The following is an 839-nucleotide window of genomic DNA, read 5'->3' as shown; positions in this document are numbered from 1 at the left end:
GAGCATCACTACGACGCTGTTCGAAAAAGCGCTGGCGAGCATGGGGAAGCTGCCCGAAGACGTCGGCCTGTCATTCAATCTTTCGACCTTCGACATCGGGAGGTCGAGCACTATCGATGGGCTGATTGCGGCCATCGAACGTCATGGTGTCGCTCCCGATCGCATCACGTTTGAGATTACGGAAACCGCACTGATGCGCGAATACGATACTGCGATTGCCCATATCCACCGTCTGCAGGGAATGGGGATCTCGATCGCGCTCGACGATTTCGGCACCGGCTATTCGAGCCTGAGCTATCTAAGCCGGCTCCCCATCGACAAGATCAAGATCGATCGCAGCTTCGTGTGCAAGCTGGACGAGCCGGGCGTCAAAAAGATCGTGACCGCGATCATGGGCCTGTGCGAAACGCTTGATCTGGAATGCATCGCCGAAGGAATCGAAACGGCCGAAGACTGCCTGACGCTGGAAAGCATGGGATGCAGACTGGCGCAGGGCTATGCCTTTGCGCGACCGATGGACATTGCGAACCTGCTTGCGTGGCTGGACAGCCATGGACAGCATCCTGCAAATCGTCGGGCTGACGCAGGGCTCAAAAGCCTTCCGGCATTCGCCGAATTGGGGAATCGTTTCTCCCGGCAATAGGCTGACGGCGTTGCCGTTATTGCACGGCCAGAGGGAACGATGCCCACTTTGGACCGGAAATGGTGCGGTCGAGAAGACTCGAACTTCCACGGGCTTGCGCCCACAACGACCTCAACGTTGCGCGTCTACCAATTCCGCCACGACCGCACATGACCGTGGGGGCGCTGGCCCCCGCGTCGGTAGGAGCGCGCCCCTA

Annotated in this window: 1 protein-coding gene and 1 tRNA gene; one reads left to right on the top strand and one right to left on the bottom strand. The window is 59.1% G+C overall.

The window, feature by feature from the left end:
• A partial coding sequence (locus tag A3736_RS05455) for an EAL domain-containing protein (RefSeq protein WP_156501990.1) occupies positions 1 to 643 on the top strand: 643 nt, incomplete at its 5' end.
• Between the two features lie 60 nt (positions 644 to 703).
• Here A3736_RS05455 and A3736_RS05450 read toward each other — a convergent pair.
• A tRNA-Leu gene (locus A3736_RS05450) sits at positions 704 to 790 on the bottom strand.
• Positions 791 to 839: the final 49 nt, after the last annotated feature.

Source organism: Erythrobacter sp. HI0063, from assembly GCF_001635685.1.
Classification (GTDB): Bacteria; Pseudomonadota; Alphaproteobacteria; order Sphingomonadales; family Sphingomonadaceae; genus Qipengyuania.
The sequence above is the reverse complement of the archived record's forward strand: the minus strand, read 5'-3'. Positions and strand labels throughout refer to the sequence as shown.